The organism is Pediococcus sp. EKM201D, from assembly GCF_011800215.1.
Lineage (GTDB): Bacteria > Bacillota > Bacilli > Lactobacillales > Lactobacillaceae > Pediococcus > Pediococcus pentosaceus.
The window spans coordinates 360,225-378,489 of sequence record NZ_JAALFK010000001.1 but is presented as its reverse complement, the minus strand read 5'-3'; the positions used below and the strand labels follow the sequence as shown (position 1 = coordinate 378,489).

The following is an 18,265-nucleotide window of genomic DNA, read 5'->3' as shown; positions in this document are numbered from 1 at the left end:
AATTGTGGTTGAAAAATATAATAAAAAAGTGCAAAATAGAAGTTACATATATATTTTGAGGAGTTTGTTCATGGCTAGAAGAGGAATGTTGATTGTTCTATCTGGCCCTTCCGGTGTTGGTAAGGGAACGGTTAGAAAGGCAATCTTTGATCAAGGCGGTAATGATTTTCAGTATTCAATTTCAATGACAACTAGAAAGCCTAGAAAAGGTGAAGTTGATGGTGAAGATTACTACTTTGTCTCTAAAGAAGAATTTGAGAAAAATATCAAAGAAGGCCAAATGCTGGAGTATGCCCAGTATGTAGATAATTACTATGGCACACCATTAAAGTATGTTAATCAAACTCTAGATTCAGGACGAGATGTTTTCCTAGAAATCGAAGTGAACGGTGCTCGTCAAGTTCGTGAAAAAATGCCAGACGGGGTATTTTTATTCTTGACTCCACCAGATTTGATGGAATTAAAACAACGTATTATCAATCGCGGGACTGAAGACATGGATACGATTAATAAACGAATGGAAAAAGCAGTTGACGAAATCAAGACGATGCGTGATTATGATTATGCAGTCGTTAACGATAAGATTGAAAATGCGGTTGAAGAAATTAAAAATATTATCAAGGGTGAACATCTTCGAGTAACCAGAGTTTATCCTGAATATCAAGAAATGTTAGGAGAATTATAAGATGATTTTATATCCTTCAGTAGATGATTTACTAGAACGTGTTGATTCCAGATATTCATTGATTATGCTTGCTAGCAAGCGTGCACACCAATTGGATGAGGGTCAACCAGAATTACTAGATAAATACACTTCACAAAAAAATGTTGGCAAAGCTTTGGAAGAAGTTGTTGCTGGCGATGTTATCATTGATCCAAACGAAAAAGATTTATAGAAATTATGAAAGATGGTGGAGGTTGTCCTCTAGCATCTTTTTTGTTGGATTAATCAATTAGTGGGATTGGTATTCAAGGACTGGTAAAATAGCAGAAGGAGGTTGTTCGATATGAAAATTTTATTTGTTATTACTGGCGGAATTGCCGAATATAAAGTGGTTGAAGCGGTACGGTTTCAAATCAAAAGTGGTAATCAAGTCAAGGTAGTGATGACGCAAATGGCCAAAAAATTCGTCACACCATTAACGTTTGCAACACTTACCAATGACCTTGTCTATGATGATTTTGAAATTAATACGGAAAACCCAGTTGCTCATGTAGCTCTGGCAGACTGGGCAGATAAAATTGTAATCGCCCCAGCCACGGCTAATTTTATTGGAAAAATGGCGAATGGAATTGCGGATGATTTTGCTTCAACTGTAGTGATTGCTTCAACAGCAACTAAGCTGTTGCTACCAGCAATGAATGTTAATATGTGGAATAATCCAGCGGTTCAACGGAATATCGAACAATTAAAAGTAGATGGAGTAGTCGTTTTAGAACCAGCTGTTGGAGAGCTGGCTGAAGGTTATTCTGGAAAAGGACGTTTTCCGGATGCTGAAATCGTAAATGCCTTTATCAGCACGCCCCTTGAAAAGCGGGAAAATCTCTTTAAAGGAACACACATTGTGGTTACTGCTGGGGGGACGCGTGAAGCGATTGATCCCGTACGTTATATTGGTAATGAATCATCTGGTAAGATGGGGTTTGCGCTTGCTCAAGTAGCAGAACGGTTAGGAGCGCAGGTTACTTTAATTTCTGGACCTACAAACTTAGTTTTACCAGCGAAATCAAGTATTCAACGGATAAATATTAAGAGTGTAGCAGACTTACAGGCCGCTCTTGATACAGCAGTACAAGATGCAGATATATTGATAATGGCCGCAGCAGTTTCAGATTACCGCGTGGCGAAAATAGCAGATCATAAAATGAAAAAAGATGATTTTAATGGTGAACTGGAAATTAAATTGATTGAAAATCCTGATATTTTAGCGACACTAAAACGTCCAGACTCACTTCGATACGTTGTGGGGTTTGCTGCGGAGACGAATGATTTAATTGAAAATGCTCAACGTAAAATTCTTAAGAAAAACCTAAATATGATTGTGGCTAATGATGTAGGTAATCCCCAAATCGGTTTTGAATCTAATCAGAATGCTGTCACCATTCTACGTCCGCACCAAGCTAATATAGAATTGAAAAAGAATGATAAATCGATAATTGCTGAACAGATTTTAAAGCTAATCGACCAAGAAATTAATTGAAAGGAACGTAACTCATGGCAAAAAAATTTAATGTCATCGTAAATGTCCCAGCTTTACAAACTAATACACCATTTACATATATCGCAAATGATGCCATTAAAAATGACATTAAAATTGGTTCCAGAGTAATTGTTCCTTTTGGTAAGTCTGAGCGACCTATCCAAGGTTTTGTGGTCGGAGAAGAAACCACTAATGAATTTGAAGGATTGAAGGACATCATTTCAGTTTTAGAACCGGAACCATTGCTAAATAAAGAATTGATTGAGCTTTCAGAGTGGTTAGCCGACCAAACGTATGCTTTTCGAGTAAGTTGTTTAAATGCAATGCTTCCAAGTTTGGTGAAAGTTAATACCAAGCGTTTTATTAAAATCAATGAAACAAAAATTACAATGGAAACCGTGATTGCCTTATTAGGGGAAGAACAGGTTACAGATCTTAAAGTAAATGAACTCAGTTTTAGCCAACAAAAACAACTTAATCAGTGGATTAAAGATGAATTCGTTACATTAAAATATGTCACGGAAGATTCTGCTAAAAAGAAAATGATTAATTGGCTTTGGCCTACGATGGATTTAAGTGAGTATGAACAAGAACAAAAAAAGTTAAGAAAAAATGCTACGAAACAAGTTGAGTTACTAAATATAATTAAAACGTTAGATGTAAAAAAGGGAATTTCGCAAGCTTCAATTTTAAATGATTATGGTGTAGGACGCTCAACATTAAATACAGCGGTTAAAAATGGATGGCTAGTTCGTAAGGCGGTTGAGCAATATCGCGATCCTTTTGAAGGACGTCAGATGCAGCTTGATCAAAATTTGGCTTTAAATGAAGAACAGCAATCCGCTTACAACTTAATTACACAAGCAATTGAAGACAAAAATGCTAAACCAATTTTAGTTGAAGGCGTTACTGGATCGGGAAAAACAGAAGTTTATTTGCAGAGTATCCAACAGGTAATAAAAAAAGGGAAAACTGCTCTTTTACTGGTTCCAGAAATTTCCTTAACACCTTTAATGGTGAAAAGGGTTCGGGCGCGTTTTGGTACACAAGTGGCTGTTCTCCATAGTGGGCTTTCTGACGGTGAAAAGTTTGATGAATGGCGAAGAATTGTACGAAATGAAGTTAAAGTAGTAGTTGGAGCACGGTCGGCGGTCTTTGCACCACTACGTAATATTGGTATTATAATTATTGATGAGGAACATTCAGAAACGTATAAGCAATCTGATGCACCGCGTTATCATGCTCGGGATGTAGCGATTCATCGTGCAAAGAAATTTGAATGTCCCGTAGTCTTAGGAAGCGCTACTCCTTCTCTTGAGAGTCGTTCTCGCGTGGAACGTGGGCGATACGATTTTGTAAAAATTCAAAAACGAGCCAATCAAAAGGCTTTACCGAATATTCAAGTGATCGATATGCGTCAGCATTTAGGTGATGGATATAATGAAAACTTTTCGGCACCCATGGTTGAAGAAATTCGACATCGGATTTTAAGGAAAGAACAAGTAGTTTTAATGTTGAATCGGCGAGGTTTTTCATCCTTCGTGATGTGTCGAACGTGTGGTTTTGTCCTAACTTGTCCTAACTGTGATGTATCTTTAACGATGCATATGGATTCTCGAACCATGCGGTGTCATTATTGTGGTCATGAAGAAGCAATCCCACGTTTATGTAAAAATTGTGGTAGTGATAAAATTCGGTTTTTCGGTACTGGAACTGAAAAAGTTCAACAGCAATTGGCAGAGATCATTCCTGAAGCTCGCGTACTTCGGATGGATGTTGATACCACCCGTCGCAAGGGAGCCCATGAGCGTCTATTAGAACGTTTTGGCAACCACGAGGCAGATATTCTTTTGGGTACGCAAATGATTGCTAAGGGGTTGGATTTTCCTGATGTAACCTTGGTAGGAGTTTTAAATGCGGATACAGCACTAGAATTACCGGATTTACGGGCAAGTGAGCGAACTTTCCAGCTTTTAACTCAGGTTGCTGGACGTGCTGGACGTGCTGATAAGACCGGTGAAGTACTAATTCAAACCTTTAACCCCGATCACTATGCAATTCGTTTAGCTCAAAAACAAGATTATGAAGACTTTTTCTATAAAGAAATGTATTTGAGGCATTTAGGCAAATATCCGCCTTATTACTACACGGTATTAGTTAGTGTTTCAGATCGGGATGAAAGACAAGCGTTAAAAAATGCTTACGAAATGTTGAATATTATTCAACCGCAGTTATCAGCTAATGCAATTGTGTTAGGGCCGACGGCTAAATCTATCTCAAAAATTAAACAAAAATATTACTACCAAATTTTAATTAAATATCAAAGAGAGCCTAAATTACATCGTGCGCTGTTAGAAGTATTGAACAAATCGCAGGAGAAATTTAGACAGGGGACACGGATTAGTATTGATTCCGAACCACAAAACTTTTTGTAATATTTAGGAAGTAGGTCTAATTATGAAATCAATTATTTTTATGGGAACACCAGAATTTTCGGCGCCAATTTTGCAAAGCCTAATTGACGAGCCAAACTATGATGTGATTGGGGTAGTTACCCAACCGGATCGCAAAGTCGGGCGAAAACATGTTTTAACACCCAGTCCAGTAAAAAAAGTTGCTGTTAAAAACGATATTAAGGTTTATCAACCAGAGAAGTTAAGTGGAAGTGCTGAATTGACAGAACTAATCGCGTTAAATGCGGATTTAATTGTCACGGCCGCTTTTGGTCAATTTCTTCCAATGAGTTTGATTAACTCCGTTAAGATTGGGGCAGTCAATGTGCATGCTTCATTATTACCAAAATATCGTGGAGGAGCACCCGTGCACTATGCCATAATGAATGGCGACAAAGAAACTGGTGTTACTATTATCTATATGGTTAAAAAAATGGATGCCGGTGAAATGCTTGCTACTGCAAAAATTCCTATTACCGACCAAGATGATGTGGGAACCATGTTTGAAAAGTTAAGTCTTTTAGGGCGTGATTTATTGTTAGACACGCTACCTCAATTAATTGAAGGAAATGTTCAACCAGTTAAACAAGATGAAGAACAAGTTAGCTTTTCGCCTAATATTAGCCCCGAAGAAGAAGAAATTGATATTAATTTACCGGCCCGTCTAGTAGATGCAAAGGTCCGCGGATTACGACCTTTCCCAGTAGCCTACTTTATGATGGAAGGCAAACGAACTAAGATATGGAAAACAAAAGTAATAGATCAAACTACAGATTTAAAACCGGGTCAAGTTGTTTCAAAAACGAAGCATGAGCTCTTGGTAGCAACTGGAGAACACGGCGTAATTAGTATTGAAGAATTACAGCCAGCTGGCAAACAAAAGATGACAATTACAGACTATCTCAATGGAGTAGGTGAAAACTTACACCCAGGAAAGCAAATAATAGATAATGACAAATCAAAATAATAGTGCACGAAATTTAGCAGTTGATATTTTAGAAAAGATTGATGAAGGTTCTTTTTCCAATATTCAACTTAATCAAGATATAAAAAGTTCATCATTGATTGATATTGATAAAAATTTGTTAACAGAAATTGTATACGGAGTTTTGCAACATCGACTCACTCTTGATTTTTATTTAGCTGATTATATTAGGAAACCAGAGATGACTCCGCGCTGGGTCATTAATCTACTAAGAACAGCTGTTTTCCAAATGGAGTTTCTAGATCGCGTACCGGACTTTGCTATTTTTAATGAATCAATTGAAATTGCTAAGCTTCGGGGCAATGACGGTATCAGAAAAATGGTGACGGGTGTGCTACGCTCGTATCAGAGAAATGGTAAACCAAGTTTTGATTCGATCAAAAATCCAGTGGAAAAATTATCGACTCAATATAGCGTTGCTCCTTGGATTGTTGATCAAATGTTATACGAATTGGGTGAGGAAAAATGCATTTCAATTTTGAAGAGTATTAACCAACCGTCCCATCTTGCGGTTCGTATTAATCGTTGGAATAAAACACATGCGGATATTATTAAAGATTTAGAATATGAGTATACGGTAACGACAAGTGCAATTGCTAAAGATGGATTACGTCTTAGCAAAGGGGCTAGTATTTCTGATACAAGAAGTTATATTGATGGTGATTTGACCGTTCAAGATGAATCAGCGATGTTAGTTGCAGAAACGATGCACTTAGAGAAGGGGCAAAAAGTGCTAGATGCTTGTGCCGCTCCCGGGGGGAAGACGACCCAAATAGCCGCGATGATTGGCGAAACAGGAGAAGTAACTGGATGGGATATCTATCAAAAACGAGTGCAATTAATTCAAGATAATGCGCAAAGAATGCATCTGGAGAACGTTAAGACTGAGGTTCAGGATGCCATTGCTCCTCGTGAAGATTTAGATGAAAGTTTTGATCGAATTTTAGTAGATGCACCATGTTCGGGAATTGGTTTGATGAGAAGAAAACCAGAAATCCGTTATCTTAAGAGTAAGAAGGATAGTAGCGACCTTCATCAACTCCAATTAAAAATCTTGGATAATATTGCTAAAATGCTCAAAGTAGGTGGCGTACTAACTTATAGTACATGTACAATTTTGCGTAAAGAAAATCAAGAAACCATAGAAAAATTCCTAGCTATCCATCCTGAATTTGAACAACTCAAAGTTGAAACAGCTAAAAAAATCAAGCAAAATCGAGATGAATTGAGCCTTAATATTTATCCTGATGATTTTGAATCAGACGGCTTTTTCATCGCTAATTTAAAAAAGGTGAAGTGATTGGTGTTATGAAATATGCGTACCTATCTGATAAAGGACAAGTTCGAGAGACTAACCAAGACTATGTAGGAATTTTCAAAAATGATTCTGAAGCTATTTTAACCATTGTAGCTGACGGTGTGGGTGGCAATCGGGGCGGCGATGTAGCTTCCGAGATGGCCGTTTCACACATTGGGTATCTATTTGAAACTTCTGACGTTAATAATGTTACTGATGCTAAAAATTGGTTAATACGCCAACTTGCTCTTGAAAATCGTAAAATTTTGCAAGCATCTAAGCACTATAAAAAATTAAATGGCATGGGAACAACCATCGTTTTGGCACTCTTTTTAGGTAAGCAAGTGATTGTAGCTAATCTTGGCGACAGTCGTTGCTATTTATATAGTTCGAAAAATGGTTTGAAACAACTATCGACCGATCACTCCTTAGTGAATGAACTACTTCGTTTAGGAAAAATTACTCCTGAAGAAGCTCGTAACCATCCAGAAAAAAATGTAATTACTAAAACTTTAGGAATTTCAGAACAAGCCGAAGCTGAGATTAAAGTATTTGATATTACCAAAGAAGATGAATTGCTACTTTGCACGGACGGATTAACTAAATTTGTTTCTGATGATATGATCAAAAATGTGTTGATGAGTACGCTTAGCCTTGAAAAAAAAGCTAATCAGTTAGTAGATATGGCTAACACTGCAGGTGGAACAGATAATATTACAACTTTAATTGTTCAAGTAGAAGAGGGGGATATATTATGACCCCTAACCAAACTTTGAATGGTCGATATAAAATTATTCGACCACTTGGAGAAGGCGGAATGGCTAATGTTTATCTGGCACATGATTTAATTTTAGATCGAGATGTTGCGGTAAAACTGGTCCGTTTTGACATGCAAGATGATGTTTCAGCAATCAAACGATTCCAACGCGAAGCTTTATCGACTACAGAACTGGTTCATCCTAATATTGTCGGTGTTTATGATATTGGCGAAGAACATGGAATGAACTATTTGATTATGGAATATGTTGAAGGGCAAAATCTTAAGCAATATATCAGAGATCAGTTTCCTATACCACTTGGTCAAGTAGTTAGCCTAATGAGTCAAATTTTAAATGGTGTTCAGACGGCGCACTATCATGGGATTATTCATCGCGATTTAAAACCCCAAAATATCTTAATTGATAAACATGGAAAAGCTAAAATTACTGATTTTGGAATTGCGATTGCTAATCAACAAAGTAGTTTTACGCGAACTAATACGGTGATTGGGTCGGTACAATACCTATCGCCAGAGCAAGTACGAGGACACATTGCTACGCAACAATCGGATATTTATTCATTAGGAATTATTTTATTTGAAATGTTGACTGGAAAAGTTCCTTTTGAAGGTGAAAGTGCCGTATCAATTGCGGTAAAACATTATCAAGACCAGTTACCTTTGGTGAAGGATTTTAATACAAAAATTCCCCAGTCATTAGAAAATGTGGTTTTGAAAGCAACAGCAAAAAATCCAATTGATCGATATAAAAATGTTGCCGAGATGGCTGCTGATTTGAAGACGGTTTTACAGCCTGAACGGGCTAATGAAAGCAAATTTGTGGAAGATTCTTTGGTAGAACATACGATTGTTTTAAATCAAGATGAATTAAAGCAGGGATTAGCAAAAGATGAGGTTGAAAAAACTCGACCAATTAAGTTAAAAATGAACAATAAAATCAATTTTGCTAAGAAAGAAAAAGCACCAGATGCTGAAGAAAGTCATATGCATCGCTTTAAACGTCGTCATCCATTACGGAGAAGAGCTTTATTTATGGCAATGGCCGCGGTAGCTTTTATTTTAGGAATTTTGATTGCTTTCAAGTTGAGTAGTCCGCAAATGGTACAGGTTCCCAATTTAGAAGATTTAACTCAAAAACAAGCTATGACTAAACTATCAAAAGTGAATTTAGGAGTCGGAAAAATAACTAAAGAAGCTGATGATAAAACGAGTTATAATAAAGTGGTTGAAACGCTTCCACAAAGTGGAAAATATGTTCAAGAAGGAATCAAAGTTAACATTGTTATCAGTAAGGGACCGAACAGTTTTGATGTCGATAATTATGTTGGAAGTGATTATAGTAGCACCAAAAAGCAATTGGAAGCTAAAGGATTTACCATTAAAAAAAGAAAAATAGTTACCAATCGTTTCGATAATAATCGCATCATCTCCCAAGATGTTGTATCTGGTCAAGTGGTTGTGCCACGAGTGACAACAATTACGTTTACGGTTGCTAATTAACGGAGGACGCATGCATACTGGACAAATTATACAATTATTAGCAGGATTTTATGATGTGTTAACAGAAGACCATAAAATCGTTAGGACTCGGGCACGAGGTAATTTTCGCAATCAAAAAACTAGCCCGTTAGTGGGTGATATGGTCGATTTTAAGGAAAGTGAAAATGATACTGGATACATTACCAAAATTCATACGCGTGAAAATGAGTTGGTGCGTCCGCCATTAGCTAATATCGATCAAGCTGTAATTGTCACTGCAGCAACTGAGCCCAGCTTTTCGGCAAATTTGCTTGATCGTCAATTAGTGGCATTGGCTGAAAAACATATTGAGGCTATTTTGTATTTTTCAAAAACGGATCTTTTAAGCCCAACGGAGTTTCAAGATTTACAAAAAATTGCCGGCTACTACCAAAAAATTGGCTATCAAGTGATTTTTCCAATTAGTAGTCAACCTGATGCTGATTTAATCGAATTGAAAGAGTCATTTAAAAATCAACTAACTATTTTTATGGGACAGACTGGTGCGGGAAAATCAACGCTCTTAAATCGAATTGATTCAAAGTTGAATATTGCCACTGGAGAAGTTTCACAGGCATTAAATCGTGGTAAACACACGACGCGTAAGGTTTCTTTGATTCCCATTGAAGATGGTTTAGTGGCTGATACACCAGGTTTTTCAACTTATGCAGTTTTTGAAATGGCTGATACACAATTAAAAGAATATTTTATTGATTTTAAGAAGCTCAGCCAAAATTGTCGTTTTCGAGAATGCTTACATCTAAACGAACCGGGATGTGCAGTCAAAGCGGCAGTTGAAGACGGTAGTGTGCTAAGCAGCCGTTATGCTAATTATGAACAGTTTATCGAACTGATTCGGAATCAAAAACCTGAATATAAGCGTAAAGGTTATCAAAAAAAGGACCGGAGGAAGAAGAAATGATTAAAGTAGCCCCATCAATTTTAAGTGCAGACCCAGCTAACTTAATGGGTGATATTAATAAAGTAGAAGGAGCGGACTATCTTCACGTTGATGTGATGGATGGTAGCTTCGTACCTAACTTAAGTTTTGGACTAAATACAGTTCAAGGATTGTCAAAAGATACAGATATCAAATTAGACGTACATTTGATGATTCAAAATCCAGAAAACTATGTTGAACAATTTGTTAAAGCCGGTGCAAGTATTGTTGGCGTTCATGTTGAAAGTACTCAGCATATTGCACGAGCAATCCAAATTATCAAAAATGCTGGAGCTCGCGCTGAAGTAGTAGTTAACCCTGGAACTCCATTAACAGAATTAGAAGAACTATTACCCGAAATTGACCAAGTTTTGATTATGTCGGTTAACCCAGGTTTTGGTGGACAAAAGTTTCTTGAAAGCTCAATCAGCAAGGTTAAGCGACTATCTGCATTACGCCAAGCACGTGGATTAGAATTTGATATTGAAATTGATGGTGGGATTTCAGACAAAAATATCAAAGCGGTCTATGATGCTGGCGTAGATGTAGCCGTTGCTGGTTCATACGTTTTCGGCGCTGAAGATTACACCAAACAAGTGCAACTATTAAAGGAACTTACAAAATAATGAAAATTTTTAACTTATTAGTTGGTGGAGCTCCAGAAAATTTACCTGATAATTTAAATGATTTTGAAGGAGATTGGATTGGAGTAGATCGTGGAGCTTTAAAACTGATTGAAATGGGTTTAATACCAGAAGTAGCAGTAGGAGATTTTGATTCGGTTAACGACCAAGAGTTTAAAGAAATTGAAGCTAATGCAAAGCAAGTAATTAAACTAGATCCAGTTAAAGATGATACAGATACTGAATCAGGATTAAAATATGCTTTAGATCATGATCCTCGCGCTCATATTCGCGTTTTAGGGATTAGTGGAGGAAGATTAGACCATTTACTTGCCAATGTATTAATGGTCCTCCAAGACCGTTTTAGAATGTTTGCAGAGCAAATTGAATTAATTGATCGACAAAATAATATTAGATTTTTTAATTCTGGCAAACATACGGTCGACAAGTTGGAAGGTTTTAAATACTTATCTTTTATCCCATTAACGCAAATCGATGTTTTAACGTTAGATGATGAAAAATATGAATTACATAATGCAATGGTTTCAAATGCTCGTGCTTATGTTAGCAATGAATTTATCGATTCTAAGGCGACTGTTTACTTGAGTAACGGATTGGTAGCAGTAATTCAAAGTAAAGATTAAGACAAAATAAAAAAGATTGGTTATCAACTAACCAATCTTTTTTTTATACGCGTGTAACTTTACCTGATTTTAAAGCTCGAGCAGATACCCAAACACGTTTGGGCTTGCCGTCAACTAAGATACGAACTTTTTGTAAATTTGGCTTCCAGCTTCGGCGACTGTGGTTCAAAGCGTGTGAACGAGTATTTCCGAAGCGAGTGTGCTTACCTGTGACAAAATCTTTTGCCATGTCGAAACCCTCCTTTGTCACTTCTATATTTTTATAGAAATCTTTTTCAATCACCATAACAATTTATCATATTGCCCGCTATATTGCAATAGGAAACTTTCAAGTAATTATCCTTGACACTCAAATAATCCGTTACGTTTTTAAAAAGGTTGTCACTTAAAAAAATTTATTAGAATAAATGAGTATCCTCGGTATAATAATAATCAGTATCCAATTCAGATGTTTGCTCTTGTATTTAATGCATGTATGGGATATGGTAAAATATCGTTGGTATATATGAATACTAAGGAGGCAGGGGTATGGCTGTCAAGATAAAAACAAAAAATGGAACAATTGACGTTTCAAACGATGTAATTGCTACTGTTGTTGGCGGAGCCGCAACTGATAATTATGGGGTTGTCGGAATGGCTAGTAAAAACCAGATTCGTGACAACATAAATGAAATTCTAAAAAGAGAAAATTACGCTCGTGGAGTAGTAATTAAACAAGAAGCAAATGGGATCGCCATCGATGTTTACATTATCGTTGGATATGGTACTAAAATTTCTGAAATATCAAAAAATGTACAATCAAAAGTTAAGTACAGCCTAGAATCAATGCTTGGCATTTCTGCTAATTCGGTCAATGTTTTTGTTCAAGGTGTGAAGTTGCTCAACGATTAGGTTCGTTGAACTAGGAGGATAATGAATTTGGAAGCAATAGGAACATTGATTACTAATGAAGTTTTTGATCAGATGGTGCAAGCCAGTTCTGATCGTTTAAAAATGAATGCGGATTTTATTAATTCTTTGAACGTTTTTCCGGTACCAGATGGAGATACTGGAACAAATATGAGCCTTTCACTTGAAAGTGGTGCAAAGTATGAAAATGACGATGCTAGTTTGGAAGTAGGGCATTTAGCGGCTTCTTTAGCTAAAGGGCTCTTAATGGGAGCACGTGGTAACTCTGGGGTAATTTTATCTCAAATTTTCCGCGGATTTGCTAAGAGCGTTGAAGGTAAAGCAACGCTTAATGCTGAAGATTTAGCCGAAGCTGTCGCAGAAGGCGCAAAAACGGCTTATAAGGCGGTAATGAAGCCTACAGAAGGAACTATTCTAACAGTGGTTCGTGAAGCTGCTAAGGCAGGTAATGAGGCAATTAAAACGACTGATAGTTTAGCCGAAGTTATGGAAGCTATTGATAGTGCTGCACAAACAGCCCTTAAAAAGACGACTGATCTTCTTCCAGTTTTAAAAGAAGTAGGCGTAGTAGATTCCGGTGGTCAAGGTTTAGTATTTGTTTTTGATGCGTTTAATGACGTTTTGAATGGTAATGATATTACTGAATACAAGCATGAACCGGATGCTACTGAAGTAAATGAAATGGTAGATGCTAAACACCATCAAAGTGTACAGGGGAAAATTAATCCAGAAGATATTGAATTTGGATATTGTACTCAAATGATGGTACGAATCGGAAAAGGACTGCAAGTTACTAAGGAGTTCGATTACGATACTTTCTACAATTATCTAGCCAAGATGGGTGATTCATTACTAGTTATCAATGATGATGAAGTGGTTAAGGTACATGTTCATACCGAACATCCCGGCGAAGTTTTAGCTTGGGGCCAACAATTTGGTGATATTACCAAAATTAAAGTTGATAATATGCGTTGGCAACAAGAAGAAATCATGGAACAAGATGAAACACCAACAGCATCATCAGCCTCAAAAGAAGCGGCTCCTGAAACAGCTGTAATTGCAATTTCATCAGGTGCAGGTATCTCTAAATTATTTACTAGTTTAGGGGTAACGCATATCATTAGTGGCGGACAAACGATGAATCCAAGTACCGCTGATATCGTAGCCATGATTAATGATTCAGGCGCTAAAAAAGCGATTGTGTTGCCTAATAATAAAAATATTTTTCTAGCTGCTGAGCAGGCCGTTGAGGTAGCTGATATTCCAACTAAGATTATCCATAGCCGGACAATTTCTCAAGGAATGGCAGCAATGCTTGAGTTTAATCCAGACGTTGATTTGGAAGAAAATGCAGAAGCAATGGAATCTAACTTGAACACTGTCAAAAGTGGACAAGTAACAATTGCAGTTCGTGATACTAAGTTGGACGGACGCGAAATTCATCAAGATGATTATATGGGATTGATTGATGGTAAAATCGTTAATACCAATCCTAAATTGATGGATGCAACGGTCGAAATGGTTAAATTAATGTTAGAAGAAGATAGCGAAATCGTCACGATTATTTATGGCCAAGATGCTACTTCAGAGATGGCAGAACAATTGCAAAACGCAATTTTAGATATTGATGATGACCTTGAAGTTGAAATTCATGAAGGTGACCAGCCAGTTTACCCATTTTTAGTTTCAGTTGAATAATACTTATAGGTCGGTTATTAGCCGACCTATTTTTGATTTACGGAGGGAAAATGAAAAGCTTAACAGACTCAGTTCAAGTGCTTCCTGGAGTGGGACCTAAAAGAGTACAAGCGTTAGCCGAACTTGGTATTTCGACCATAGAAGACTTGATTACTTATTATCCATTTCGATATGAAGATTTAGCCGCTAAGGAACCTCAAAATGTCGTTGATCAACAAAAAGTGACATTTCAGGGAGTGGTTGCAACCCAGCCTACAGTAGCTCGTTTTGGGCGTCAAAAAGTCCGAGTTAACTTTCGTCTTCTAATCGGTAATGAGTCCGTTATGGTAACTTTTTTTAACCAGCCGTGGATTAAAAATCAAATTAATGCTGATGAAGAAATTGCGGTATATGGGAAATGGGATGCTAACCGACGGAGTTTAACAGGAATTAAAATTATTGATGAAGAAGCAAATCTTCAACCCGTTTATCCTGCTAACAAGCATATTCGACAAGCCACTATCCAACAATTAGCTACAGATGCAATTAACCAATATCAGGAACAAATTCAGGATGTTATTCCAGAAGAACTGATTACTAAATATCGCTTACTACATCGATTGGCAATGGTCCAAGCGCTTCATTTCCCAGCAGATGATCAAAAAACACGGGACGCCCGTCGAACTGCGATGTTTGAAGAGTTTTTAACGTTTCAAATGGGATTACAGTTGGTTAAATCACGTGAACGAATTGAAAATGGAACGGCGATTAAATATCAAATTCAATTAGTGCGCGAATTTATTCAACAGTTACCTTTCGAATTAACCGATGCACAAAAAAGAGTAACAAATGAAATTTTGGCTAATCTTAAGTCGCCCACCCATATGAACCGCCTTTTACAAGGTGATGTGGGTAGTGGTAAAACCGTAGTGGCTGCCATTGCAATGTATGCAACCTTGACGGCTGGGATGCAAGCCACATTGATGGCTCCCACTGAAATTTTAGCTGAACAGCATGCTAATAATTTAAGTCGATTCTTTGAGAAATTAGATGTTAAGATTGCATTATTAGTCGGTGGTATTCGTAAAAAAATCAGAGATGAAATGCTAGCAGAAATCAAAAATGGTGAAATTGATATTGTAGTTGGTACCCATGCCATCATCCAAGAAGATGTCCAATTTAAAAATTTAGGGCTTGGTATTATAGATGAGCAACATCGTTTTGGGGTACACCAGAGACAGCTACTACGTGAGAAGGGGGCAGCTCCTGATATATTAGCCATGACAGCTACTCCAATCCCACGAACTTTAGCTATTACTACGTATGGAGATATGGACGTGTCAATTATTGACCAAGCTCCCGCGGGTAGGAAGCCCATTATTACTAAATGGGTTAAGCGAGGGGAATGGGAAAAAGTTTTAGCCTTTATGACTAAGGAATTTGCTAATGGTCGCCAAGCCTTTATTGTGACCCCACTAATTGAAGAATCTGAAGCCATGGATTTACAAAATGCGATGGAACTTTATCAAGAATTATGTGAATTTTTTGGAGAAAAATATCCGATTGCAATTTTGCATGGTAAAATGGATGGTGCCCAAAAAGATCAGATTATGGCAGATTTCAAAGAAGGCAAATATATGGGATTAGTTTCTACCACCGTGATTGAAGTTGGGGTAGATGTTCCTAATGCTACTTTGATGGTAATTCAAGATGCAGATCGATTTGGATTAGCTCAATTACATCAGCTACGAGGGCGCGTTGGTCGTGGTCAATATCAGGCTTATTGTATTTTAGTTGCGGATCCCAAAAATGAAGTTGGAAAGCAACGTATGCAAATTATGGTAGACACCAATGATGGTTTTGAAATTTCAGAAGCGGATTTGAAAATGCGTGGTCAAGGTGATTTGTTTGGAAAACAGCAATCGGGGGTCCCTGAATTTAAAGTGGGTGATCCGGTTGTTGATTTAGGCGCTTTGCAAACTGCCCAAATTGATGCGGCTAAAATTGTAAGCCAGCCAGCGTGGGACCAAGATCCCCGTTACCAAAATTTACGACTTTACTTAGAAAATAAAATACAAATAAATAAAAGTTTAGATTAATTAAAGGAGAAGAGTTATGAAGATTGCAGTGGATGCGATGGGTGGAGATAATGCTCCAGAGGAAATTGTTAAAGGGGTAAGCGAAGCCAGAAAAGCTCTACCAGACGTTGAGTTTATCTTATATGGAAAAAAGGATGAAATTGCTAAATACATGGACGACTTTAGAAATGTTAAAGTGGTCCATACAGATGAAGTAATTACAATGGAAGATGAACCCGTTAAAGCTGTGCGTCGTAAGAAAAATTCATCAATGATTTTAGCTGCCCAAGCTGTAAAAAATGGCGATGCAGATGCAATTTTTTCGGCTGGTAACACAGGCGCCCTTTTAGCCGCTGGTTTGTTTATTATCGGACGTATTAAAGGTCTTGATCGCCCAGGAATGACAACTACTTTGCCAAGTCTTAAAGGTGAAAATGATAATTTCACTATGCTAGATGTTGGAGCTAACGCTGAAAGTAAAGCTAAAAACTTGCATGATTTTGCCATTTTAGGTAACTTTTATGGTACTAACGTCATGCATGTTACTAATCCACGAATTGCACTTTTAAATAATGGAACTGAGTACGATAAGGGAGATAAGATTCATAAAGAGGCCTACCAACTACTTAAGAATGATAGTTCACTCAATTTTGTTGGTAATATTGAATCTCGCGAATTATTAAATGGAACTGCAGATGTAGTTGTTACTGATGGTTTTACGGGAAATGCTGTTTTGAAAAACATTGAAGGGACAGCCTTATCGATGTTGAAACTAGTCAAAGAAACAATTATGAACAACGGTGTTAAAGGTAAGATGGGTGGTCTACTCCTTAAATCTGCTTTTAGCCAAATTAAAGACCAGATGGATTATTCTAAACAAGGTGGAGCCGTATTATTAGGTGTCAAAGCTCCCGTAGTTAAGGCTCACGGTTCAAGTAATGCTAACCAAGTTAAAAATGCTTTGGTACAAGTACATGAAATTGTAGATTCAAAGCTCGTTAAGAATTTAGCGGATTATTTTGAGATGCATCTTGAAAGCATCAAACAAGATGATGTAGACAAAGAAAACGAAAACAATTAAAATACTAAAGAGATTCAATAAGTAGAGGAGTCTGAAAATTGTCAAAAGAAGAAATTTTTAATAAAATTGCTGAAATTTTAGCAGATCGGTTTGAATTAAAAACCGAACAAATTACCAATACACTAAACTTTAAAGAAGATTTAAATGCTGACTCAATTGATATTGTTGAGTTCGTGTTAGAGTTAGAAGATACTTTTGGAGCTGAAATTACTGATGAAGCTGCTGAGAACCTAGTTACTGTTGGGGATGCAGTTGATTATATTAGTGAACATCAGGCTTAATTTCATATACTAAGAGAACTCGGTGATTAATCTAATTGGTCACCGAGTTATTCTTATGTGCTAAATAAATTAATAGATTTGGAAAGGAAGATATTCATGATAAAAGCCTTAGAAGATGACTTAAGTCAGACGTTTGATATTCATTTTAATAACCATGCGTTGTTAGATGAAGCTTTTACGCAAGCTTCTTATGTTAATGAACATCCACATCAAGAATTAAAATTTTACGAAAGAATCGAATTTTTAGGAGACGCTGTTTTACAACTAATTGTCTCTGAATATTTGTTTAAGCGTTATCCTGAAATGCCACAAGGAAAACTAACCCGTTTACGAGCTGCAATGGTTTGTGAAGCTAGTTTTAGTGATTTTGCCAAAGAATGTCATTTTGACCAATATATTCGTTTAGGTAAAGGAGAAGAAAAATCCGGCGCTCGCCAGCGCTCATCACTTCTTTGTGATATTTTTGAATCGTTTATTGGTGCTCTTTACCTCGATCAAGGTCGGGCAGCTGTCGAGCGTTTTGTACGAATCGTCATTTTCCCTAAATTAGACGAAGGCAAATTTGATCACATTATCGACCATAAATCAGAACTTCAAGAATTACTTCAAAAAAATGGAGACGTTGAAATTGATTATGAATTAGTTTCTGAAGAAGGACCTGAAAATGATTTAATCTTTACGGTTAGTGTTACGGCTGATCATAAAAAACTAGCAACTGGAACCGGACATTCCAAAAAGGTTGCTGAACAAAATGCGGCTAATCAGGCGCTACAACTTTTACGTAGGCCTAAATAGGTATT

At 37.0% G+C, this 18,265-nt stretch carries 18 protein-coding genes; 17 read left to right on the top strand and 1 reads right to left on the bottom strand.

The window, feature by feature from the left end; all coding sequences use genetic code 11:
- Positions 1-70: 70 nt before the first annotated feature.
- The 11 genes from gmk to HFC68_RS01855 all read left to right on the top strand — a co-directional run bounded on the left by gmk (position 71) and on the right by HFC68_RS01855 (position 11,439).
- Complete coding sequence (gene gmk / locus HFC68_RS01905) at positions 71-685, top strand: guanylate kinase (protein WP_002833553.1); 615 nt, start codon at positions 71-73, stop codon at positions 683-685.
- 1 nt (position 686) lies between these two features.
- Positions 687-896 carry a DNA-directed RNA polymerase subunit omega gene (gene rpoZ / locus HFC68_RS01900; protein ID WP_002833554.1) on the top strand — a complete coding sequence of 70 codons (210 nt, stop codon included), beginning with the start codon at positions 687-689 and terminating at the stop codon, positions 894-896.
- A gap of 111 nt (positions 897-1,007) precedes the next feature.
- Positions 1,008-2,201, top strand: coding sequence for a bifunctional phosphopantothenoylcysteine decarboxylase/phosphopantothenate--cysteine ligase CoaBC (gene coaBC, locus HFC68_RS01895; RefSeq protein WP_011673285.1), 1,194 nt, complete (start codon positions 1,008-1,010; stop codon positions 2,199-2,201).
- 14 nt (positions 2,202-2,215) lie between these two features.
- The gene (gene priA / locus HFC68_RS01890; RefSeq protein ID WP_099299622.1) at positions 2,216-4,636 is read left to right on the top strand and encodes a primosomal protein N'; all 2,421 of its coding nucleotides are present in this window, start codon (positions 2,216-2,218) and stop codon (positions 4,634-4,636) included.
- 22 nt (positions 4,637-4,658) lie between these two features.
- Positions 4,659-5,621, top strand: coding sequence for a methionyl-tRNA formyltransferase (gene fmt / locus HFC68_RS01885; protein ID WP_011673287.1), 963 nt, complete (start codon positions 4,659-4,661; stop codon positions 5,619-5,621).
- Positions 5,605-6,939 (top strand): 16S rRNA (cytosine(967)-C(5))-methyltransferase RsmB, encoded by a 1,335-nt coding sequence (gene rsmB, locus HFC68_RS01880; RefSeq protein ID WP_011673288.1) that lies wholly within the window; start codon positions 5,605-5,607, stop codon positions 6,937-6,939. Before fmt ends, rsmB begins: the two co-directional genes overlap by 17 nt.
- Before the next feature lie 8 nt (positions 6,940-6,947).
- Positions 6,948-7,694, top strand: a complete 747-nt coding sequence (locus HFC68_RS01875; RefSeq protein WP_002833560.1) for a Stp1/IreP family PP2C-type Ser/Thr phosphatase — start codon at positions 6,948-6,950, stop codon at positions 7,692-7,694.
- The gene (pknB, locus tag HFC68_RS01870) at positions 7,691-9,214 is read left to right on the top strand and encodes a Stk1 family PASTA domain-containing Ser/Thr kinase (RefSeq protein WP_002833561.1); all 1,524 of its coding nucleotides are present in this window, start codon (positions 7,691-7,693) and stop codon (positions 9,212-9,214) included. Before HFC68_RS01875 ends, pknB begins: the two co-directional genes overlap by 4 nt.
- A 10-nt stretch (positions 9,215-9,224) precedes the next feature.
- Positions 9,225-10,154, top strand: coding sequence for a ribosome small subunit-dependent GTPase A (gene rsgA / locus HFC68_RS01865; RefSeq protein ID WP_011673289.1), 930 nt, complete (start codon positions 9,225-9,227; stop codon positions 10,152-10,154).
- Positions 10,151-10,798: a ribulose-phosphate 3-epimerase gene (gene rpe / locus HFC68_RS01860; RefSeq protein ID WP_002833563.1), complete on the top strand. Its 648-nt coding sequence runs from the start codon at positions 10,151-10,153 to the stop codon at positions 10,796-10,798. The genes rsgA and rpe overlap by 4 nt, the downstream gene beginning before the upstream one ends.
- Positions 10,798-11,439 carry a thiamine diphosphokinase gene (locus HFC68_RS01855; protein ID WP_011673290.1) on the top strand — a complete coding sequence of 214 codons (642 nt, stop codon included), beginning with the start codon at positions 10,798-10,800 and terminating at the stop codon, positions 11,437-11,439. The genes rpe and HFC68_RS01855 overlap by 1 nt, the downstream gene beginning before the upstream one ends.
- Positions 11,440-11,482: 43 nt before the next feature.
- Here the strand turns inward: HFC68_RS01855 and rpmB are convergent, their stop codons facing one another.
- Positions 11,483-11,668: a 50S ribosomal protein L28 gene (gene rpmB / locus HFC68_RS01850; RefSeq protein WP_011673291.1), complete on the bottom strand. Its 186-nt coding sequence runs from the start codon at positions 11,666-11,668 to the stop codon at positions 11,483-11,485.
- 299 nt (positions 11,669-11,967) lie between these two features.
- On the opposite strand from rpmB, the gene HFC68_RS01845 reads away from it, so the two are divergent.
- From HFC68_RS01845 to rnc, 6 genes are all read left to right on the top strand, one after another.
- Positions 11,968-12,330, top strand: a complete 363-nt coding sequence (locus tag HFC68_RS01845; protein WP_002833566.1) for an Asp23/Gls24 family envelope stress response protein — start codon at positions 11,968-11,970, stop codon at positions 12,328-12,330.
- A gap of 21 nt (positions 12,331-12,351) precedes the next feature.
- Entirely contained in the window at positions 12,352-14,046 is a 1,695-nt protein-coding gene (locus HFC68_RS01840; protein WP_041526961.1) for a DAK2 domain-containing protein, read from the top strand.
- Between the two features lie 50 nt (positions 14,047-14,096).
- A complete protein-coding gene (recG, locus tag HFC68_RS01835; RefSeq protein WP_011673293.1) occupies positions 14,097-16,124 on the top strand; it encodes an ATP-dependent DNA helicase RecG in 2,028 nt (675 codons plus the stop codon).
- Positions 16,125-16,140: 16 nt separating this feature from the next.
- Positions 16,141-17,184, top strand: coding sequence for a phosphate acyltransferase PlsX (gene plsX, locus HFC68_RS01830; protein ID WP_011673294.1), 1,044 nt, complete (start codon positions 16,141-16,143; stop codon positions 17,182-17,184).
- A 38-nt stretch (positions 17,185-17,222) separates the two neighbouring features.
- Entirely contained in the window at positions 17,223-17,465 is a 243-nt protein-coding gene (gene acpP, locus HFC68_RS01825) for an acyl carrier protein (RefSeq protein ID WP_002833570.1), read from the top strand.
- Positions 17,466-17,561: 96 nt separating this feature from the next.
- Positions 17,562-18,260 (top strand): ribonuclease III, encoded by a 699-nt coding sequence (rnc, locus tag HFC68_RS01820; RefSeq protein WP_002833571.1) that lies wholly within the window; start codon positions 17,562-17,564, stop codon positions 18,258-18,260.
- Positions 18,261-18,265 lie beyond the last annotated feature (5 nt).